We start from the raw sequence: 6,705 nt of genomic DNA, 5'->3' as shown, positions 1-6,705 counted from the left end.
GTCGATCCCGGTCGGCCCCTGCACCAGCGCATCGAAGATCATCGGCAGGGTATCGGCGTCGATTCCGACCCCGGTGTCCGCCACCTCGATCACGGCCTCCGCGCCGGACTCGCGGGCGCGCACGGCAATCGAACCGCCGGCCGGGGTGTACTTGATTGCGTTGTGCAGCAGGTTGTCGAAGACTTGTTCGAGGCGGGTCGGGTCGGCCGCGATCCACAGGCTGCCGGCGTCGACCTGCCAGGCATGGGCGCCGGCGTCGGCCAGCCTGCGCGTTTCGCAGCACTGGCGCATCAGGGCGCCGGCATCGATGCGGTCGCGCCGCAGTTTCACCTTGCCGGACAGGATGCGGCGCACGTCCAGCAGGTCGTCGACGATGCGGGTCAGGTGCCGGATCTGGCGCCGGCCGATCTCGCGCGCATGGGCGGCCAGCTCCGGCTTCACGCCGGGCAGGTCGAGCACCTGGACCGCGCCGGCGATGGCCGCCAGCGGATTGCGCAGCTCGTGGCTCAGCATCGCGAGGAAGGCGTCCTTGGCATGACTCTGGGCCTCGGCCTGGCGCCGCGCCTCCTGTTCGCTGCACAGCAGGGCTTCGCGCTCGTCCTGCAGTCGCTGGCGCGCGGCGCGCTCGCGTGCAAGGTCGGCGCTGGTGTGGCGCAGGCCCTCGAGCAGCATGTCGACTTCGGCCACCATAGTCGATGCCGTCGGCGGCTCGGCGCCGCCGGCCAGCGCCTGGGCGGCCACGCGCGCCTGGTCGAGCGATACCGACAGGCGCTTGGCCAGGAACACGGCGATGGCGATCGCCAGCCCCATCACGCCCAGCAGGGCCAGCGCCGCATACAGGGTCGCAGTGCGCGCCTTCGCCTCGATCTCGGGCGCCGGCACGCCGATGGCCAGCGTCCAGCCGCTCAGCGGCGCGCGGGTGTAGACGCTGTAGACGTCGACGCCGTCATGGGTCGTGTGGCGCAGCACGCCGTTCGGCTGGCGCCGCGACGCCTGGTAGAGCTCGGGGCGCACCGGCTTGCCGGCGAGTTCCTCGGCATTGCGGTTGCGTGTGATCGAGATGCCGTTGGCATCGAAGATGGTGATGACCCAGCCGCTGCCGATGGCCTTGTCCTTGAATACCCGGCCGAAGTAGTTGGCGTCGAACACCTGGCTCACGACATAGGGCTCGCCATAGGCGCGCGGCACCGGCACGTCGACCGAGATCGTGGGCCGGTGAGCCAGGATGCCGATGAAGTAGCCGGACACGCGCGTCTTCTGCGCTTCGTAGACCTCGCCGACCCACTTCGCCGAATACGCGGGCAGCGGCGCGCCCCAGGGCACCAGGGTGTTCAGCATGGGCGTGCCGCCGGCGTCCATCAGCAGGGTCCAGGACTGGGGCGTGGCGCGGTTCATGGCGCTGGCCTCGCGGTGCAGCTGGGCGAAGTCGTGGCGGCGCAGGGCTTCGGAGCTGACGATGCCGCGCAGCGAAGCTTCGGCGACGGCTATCTCGCGGTCGATCGCCAGCGCCCCGGCGCGGCCGGTCTCCTGCACGCCGCGGATGCGCGATTCGCGTTCGGAGTGCAGCAGCCGCGATAGACCCACCGATGCGACGAGGGTCACCGGCAGCAGGATCGCGGTGGCCATCAGGATCAGGTAGGTGCGGGCTTTCATCGGGCGGTATTCTACTTGCAACATCTCTTGCCTGCTGAGCTTTCGATGGTGCGCCCCGTTTGCGCGCTTACGGCTAGCATGCTCGCACCCTCACACCCACGCATGAGCAAAGGAGAACGGCATGGCGAAAGTACTGGTGTTGTATTACTCCACCTATGGGCACGTCGAGAAGATGGCGCAGGCGGTGGCCGAGGGCGCGCGCGGCGCCGGCGCCACGGTCGAACTGAAACGTGTGCCGGAGACGGTCCCCGAGCACATCGCGCGTCCCGCCCACTTCAAGCTCGACCAGCAGGCGCCCATCGCCACCGTCGACGAGCTGCCCGACTACGACGCCATCATCATCGGCGCGCCGACCCGCTACGGCCGCATGCCGTCGCAGATGGCGGCCTTCCTCGACCAGACCGGCGGCCTGTGGGCGCGCGGCGCCCTGAATGGCAAGGTGGGTGCGGCCTTCACCTCGACCGCGACCCAGCACGGCGGACAGGAGACCACCCAGTTCTCGATCATTACCAACCTGCTGCACCTGGGGATGGTGGTGGTCGGCCTGCCGTACAGCTTCCAGGGCCAGATGACGCTGGACGAGATCACCGGCGGCAGCCCCTACGGCGCCAGCACCATCGCCGGCGGCCAGGGTCAGCGCCAGCCGAGCCAGCTGGAACTGGACGGGGCGCGCTTCCAGGGGGATCTGGTGGCGAAGACGGCGGCCAAACTGTTCGGCTGACGCAACATGGCTTATTAAATTCCCGCCATCTCGTTCGTGTTTTGTAGGAAAATCCACGCCAGGTATTTTCTGTTTGACACTAATTTCGGCCCGGTGCTATAGTCCGGCAAAAGCCATGGGAACGTTTCCAATCCGGATGCGCCCGCAAATGGCAGCCGATACATTGGAGACGAGATGGTTGCAAGTCGCTGCCTGGCGTTCGCCGCCTGGCTATGCGCCTCCGCTGCGGCGGCGCATGCCGGTCCGCGGGCCGAGGTGATCCATTGGTGGACGTCGGGAGGCGAGTCGGCCGCCGTGCGCCAGGTCGCGCAGGCCTACCGTGACGCCGGCGGCACCTGGATCGACAGCGCCATCGCCGGCGGCGACCAGTCGCGCGCCGTCACCGTCAACCGCATCATCGGCGGCAATCCGCCCACCGCGGCCCAGTTCAACACCTCCAAGCAGTTCCTCGACATCATCGAGGAAGACATGCTCAACGACGTCGACGACATCGCGCGCCGCGAGAACTGGGACCAGCTGCTGCCCGAACCCATCGTCGGCGTCATCAAGGTCAAGGGCCACTGGTATGCCGCGCCGATGAACATCCACATGCAGACCTGGCTGTGGTATTCGAAGGCGGCCTTCGCCAAGGCCGGCATTGCGAAGGAACCGGCCAGCGTCGCCGAACTGTTCGCCGCCCTCGACAAGCTCAAGGCCGCCGGCCTGATCCCGCTGGCGCATGGCGGCCAGTCCTGGCAGGAAGTGATCCTGTTCTCGAGCATGCTGTCCAACCTGGGCGGGCGCGAGCTGTACCTGAAAGTGATCCGCGACCGCGACCAGGCCGCCATCAATTCCGCCGCCTTCCGCAAGGTGCTGCTGGCCTACAAGCGCCTGCAGACCTATGTCGATCCGGCTTCGCCCGGCCGCAACTGGAACGACGCCACCGCGCTGGTGATTTCCGGCCGCGCCGGCATCCAGATCATGGGCGACTGGGCCAAGGGCGAGTTCACCAACGCCAGGCAGACCGCCGGCAAGCAGTACGGCTGCATCCCGGGCCTATCTAGCAATAGTCCCTACCTGATCCAGGGCGACGTGTTCGTGTTTCCGAAGACCGACGATGCGGACGCCATCCGCGCCCAGAAGCTGATGGCCAGCGTGGTCGAACAGCCGGCCGTGCAGCTGCAGTTCAGCAAGCTGAAAGGCTCGCTGCCGGTGCGCACCGACCTCGACGCCAGCCAGCTGGACGACTGCGCGCAGAAGGGCATGGCCATCCTGCGCGACCGTTCGCGCCCGGTCGGCGTGACCGAGGTGTATCTGACGCCGGACCAGAACGGCGCCCTGCAGGACGTGCTGACCGCCTACTGGAACACCAATATGCCGGTCGAGAAGGCGCAGAAGAGCATCGCCTCGGCGCTGCGCTATTGAGACGAGGGGACGAGGATGATCGCCAGAAGCCAGCTCCGTAAGATCACGCCCTACACGGCGCTGCTGCCGATGTTCGTCACGGTCCTCGTCGGCTATATCGGCGCGGGCCTGTGGACGCTGGGGATGTCGATGACGGCCTCGCGCACCTTCCCGTCCAGCCACTTCGTCGGCCTGGCCCAGTACCAGCGCCTGTTCGACAACGAACGCTGGATGCTTTCGCTGCACAACCTGGCCGTGTATGGCCTGCTGTTCGTGCTGGCCTGCCTGGTGATCGGCTTCCTGCTGGCGGTCTTCATCGACCAGAACGTGACCGGGGAGGGCGTACTGCGCACTGTCTTCCTCTACCCGTATGCGATGTCCTTCGTCGCCACCGGCCTGGTATGGCAATGGCTGCTGCAGCCGGGCGACGGCATCGATTCCGCCATCCGCGCCCTGGGCTGGCATGATTTCACCCTCGGCTGGATCGTCGACCAGGACATGGCCATCTACACCATCGTGATCGCCACCGTATGGCAGGCCTCCGGCCTGGTGATGGCACTGATGCTGGCCGGCCTGCGCGGCGTCGACCCGGAAATCTGGAAGGCCGCGCGCCTGGACGGCATCTCGGCCTGGCGCGTCTACCTGCAGATCGTGCTGCCGATGATGTGGCCTACCGTCGCCACAGTCCTGCTGCTGCTGGCGACTGCCGTCGTCAAGCTGTACGACGCCGTGGTCGCGATGACCCAGGGCGGACCCGGCACCGCCAGCGAAGTGCCGGCCAAGTTCATCATGGACCACCTGTTCCTGCGCTCGAACGTCGGCCTGGCTTCGGCCGGCGCAGTCGTGCTGCTGGTGCCGGTGCTGGCGCTGGCCGCGCCCTATGCCTATGCACGTAGCCGCAAGGAGGCCGCATGAATCTCAACAGCATTGCCCAGCGCCTGCCGGCGGCCGCCGCCGGTGAGCAGACCCCGGCCCGCACGCGCAGCCGGCGCCGGCTGCCGGCCCACCGCATCGGCATCTACGCCTTCCTGTTCATGGCCGCGCTGTTCTTCCTGCTGCCGCTCTACGTCATGATCGTCACCTCGCTCAAGAGCATGGATGAGATCCGCCAGGGCGGGATCTTCGCGCTGCCCCTGAGCGCCACGCTGGAACCCTGGCGCCAGGCCTGGAGCACGGTGTGCACCGGCGCGGCCTGCGAGGGCCTCCGCACGGGCTTCCGGAACTCGGTGGCGATCGCGGTGCCGTCGACCGTCCTGCCGATCCTGATCGGCGCCATCAACGGCTATGCGCTGTCGTTCTGGCGGCCGCGCTACGCCAACCTGCTGTTCGGCGTGCTGATGGCCGGCGCCTTCGTGCCGGTGCAGGTGATGATTTATCCGCTGGTGCGGGTGCTGGCGCTTGCCGGTGTGTTCGGCTCGCTGCCGGCGATCGTGCTGGTACACATGGTGTTCGGCATGCCGATGATGACCCTGCTTTTCCGGAATTACTACTGCTCGGTGCCGCACGAGCTGTTCCAGGCGGCGCGCGTGGACGGCGCCGGGTTCTGGCGCATCTTCCTGCGCATCATGCTGCCGATGTCGCTGCCCATCATCGTGGTGGCGGCCATCATCCAGGTGACCGGCGTGTGGAACGACTACATCCTCGGCCTGGTGTTCGCGGGGCGCGAGAACCTGCCGATGACGGTCCAGCTGAACAACGTGATCAATACCACCACCGGCACCCGGCTGTACAACGTGAACATGGCCGCCACCATCCTCACCGCGCTGGTGCCGCTGACCCTGTATTTCGCATCCGGACGCTGGTTCGTGCGCGGCATCGCCGCCGGCGCAGTGAAAGGTTAAGAAGCATATGGCAAACGTCAGCCTGCGCAAACTGAACATCATCCTGGGCGGGAAGAGCATCATCCGCGACCTCGACCTGCAGGTCGAGCCGGGCGAATTCCTGGTGCTGCTGGGGCCTTCGGGCTGCGGCAAGTCGACGCTCCTGCACAGCATCGCCGGCCTGGTCGATGCCGATTCGGGCGCGATCGAGATCGGCGGCCGCGACATGACGGACGCCGACCCCAGCGAGCGCGGAATCGGCATGGTGTTCCAGTCCTATGCGCTGTACCCGACCATGAGCGTGGAAGACAATATGTCCTTCGGCTTGAAGATATCCGGCACGCCGAAGGCCGAGATCAAGCGCCGCGTCACGCATGCCGCAGAGATGCTGCAGCTGGACGCGCTCCTGTCGCGCAAGCCCTCGCAGCTGTCCGGCGGCCAGCGCCAGCGGGTGGCGATCGGGCGCGCGCTGGTGCGCCAGGCCCAGGTCTTCCTGTTCGACGAGCCGCTGTCGAATCTCGATGCCAAGCTGCGCGCGGAACTGCGCCGCGAGCTGAAGCTGCTGCACCAGAACCTCGGCTCGACCATGATCTACGTGACCCACGACCAGGTCGAGGCCATGACCCTGGCCTCGCGCATCGTCGTGATGCAGGGGGGACAGGTGCAGCAGATCGGCACGCCGCTGGAAGTCTACGAGCGTCCGGCCAACCGCTTCGTCGCCGGTTTCCTCGGCGCGCCGGCGATGGCCTTCGTGGAGGGCAGGCTGGACGGGGCAGGGTGCTTCACGGCCGGCGAATTGCAGGTCGATCCGGGCGCCGGCTGCTGCGCCCCGGGTACGGCCGACCGCACTGCCGTGCTGGGCGTGCGCCCCGAGCACGTGGCGATCCGCAGCGATGGCGCGATGACGGGCACGGTGTCGCTGGTCGAGCCGATGGGGAACCACCAGGTGGTGTGGATACGCTGCGGCGCGCATACCCTGGCTTCGCTGGTGCACGGCGATGGCGACTTCGCGCCGGGCCAGGAGATCAGCTTCGGCGTCGATGCGAACCGGGTCTCGCTGTTCGACCCGGCCTCGGGAAACCGCCTGTGAGCCTGTGCGATACGTTATGCTTCTGTTTTTTATCGAAT

6 protein-coding genes are annotated in these 6,705 nt (G+C 67.3%); 5 read left to right on the top strand and 1 reads right to left on the bottom strand.

What is annotated here, in order from left to right; genetic code table 11:
- Nucleotides 1-1,677: histidine kinase dimerization/phospho-acceptor domain-containing protein (locus LQV39_RS25420; RefSeq protein ID WP_253073988.1), on the bottom strand; the 1,677-nt coding region annotated here is incomplete at its 3' end.
- Nucleotides 1,678-1,774: 97 nt separating this feature from the next.
- On the opposite strand from LQV39_RS25420, the gene wrbA reads away from it, so the two are divergent.
- From wrbA to LQV39_RS25395, 5 genes are all read left to right on the top strand, one after another.
- Nucleotides 1,775-2,374 (top strand): NAD(P)H:quinone oxidoreductase, encoded by a 600-nt coding sequence (wrbA, locus tag LQV39_RS25415; protein WP_230029982.1) that lies wholly within the window; start codon nucleotides 1,775-1,777, stop codon nucleotides 2,372-2,374.
- Nucleotides 2,375-2,548: 174 nt separating this feature from the next.
- Nucleotides 2,549-3,778, top strand: a complete 1,230-nt coding sequence (locus LQV39_RS25410) for an ABC transporter substrate-binding protein (RefSeq protein WP_230029981.1) — start codon at nucleotides 2,549-2,551, stop codon at nucleotides 3,776-3,778.
- 15 nt (nucleotides 3,779-3,793) lie between these two features.
- A complete protein-coding gene (locus LQV39_RS25405; RefSeq protein WP_230029980.1) occupies nucleotides 3,794-4,672 on the top strand; it encodes a carbohydrate ABC transporter permease in 879 nt (292 codons plus the stop codon).
- Nucleotides 4,669-5,598: a carbohydrate ABC transporter permease gene (locus LQV39_RS25400; protein WP_230029979.1), complete on the top strand. Its 930-nt coding sequence runs from the start codon at nucleotides 4,669-4,671 to the stop codon at nucleotides 5,596-5,598. The genes LQV39_RS25405 and LQV39_RS25400 overlap by 4 nt, the downstream gene beginning before the upstream one ends.
- Before the next feature lie 7 nt (nucleotides 5,599-5,605).
- The gene (locus LQV39_RS25395; RefSeq protein WP_230029978.1) at nucleotides 5,606-6,667 is read left to right on the top strand and encodes an ABC transporter ATP-binding protein; all 1,062 of its coding nucleotides are present in this window, start codon (nucleotides 5,606-5,608) and stop codon (nucleotides 6,665-6,667) included.
- The last annotated feature ends 38 nt before the right edge of the window (nucleotides 6,668-6,705 follow it).

Source organism: Massilia sp. Bi118 (assembly GCF_918697865.1).
Classification (GTDB): Bacteria; Pseudomonadota; Gammaproteobacteria; order Burkholderiales; family Burkholderiaceae_D; genus Telluria.
Note: the sequence above shows the minus strand (reverse complement) of the source record. Positions and strands in the feature narration are given on the sequence as shown.

Excerpts from the sequence above, each read along its gene's own strand:
- LQV39_RS25400 (WP_230029979.1), top strand. The coding sequence starts at position 4,669 with ATGAATCTCAACAGCATTGCCCAGCGCCTGCCGGCGGCCGCCGCCGGT.
- LQV39_RS25395 (WP_230029978.1), top strand. The coding sequence starts at position 5,606 with ATGGCAAACGTCAGCCTGCGCAAACTGAACATCATCCTGGGCGGGAAG.
- LQV39_RS25405 (WP_230029980.1), top strand. The coding sequence starts at position 3,794 with ATGATCGCCAGAAGCCAGCTCCGTAAGATCACGCCCTACACGGCGCTG.
- wrbA (WP_230029982.1), top strand. The coding sequence starts at position 1,775 with ATGGCGAAAGTACTGGTGTTGTATTACTCCACCTATGGGCACGTCGAG.
- LQV39_RS25410 (WP_230029981.1), top strand. The coding sequence starts at position 2,549 with ATGGTTGCAAGTCGCTGCCTGGCGTTCGCCGCCTGGCTATGCGCCTCC.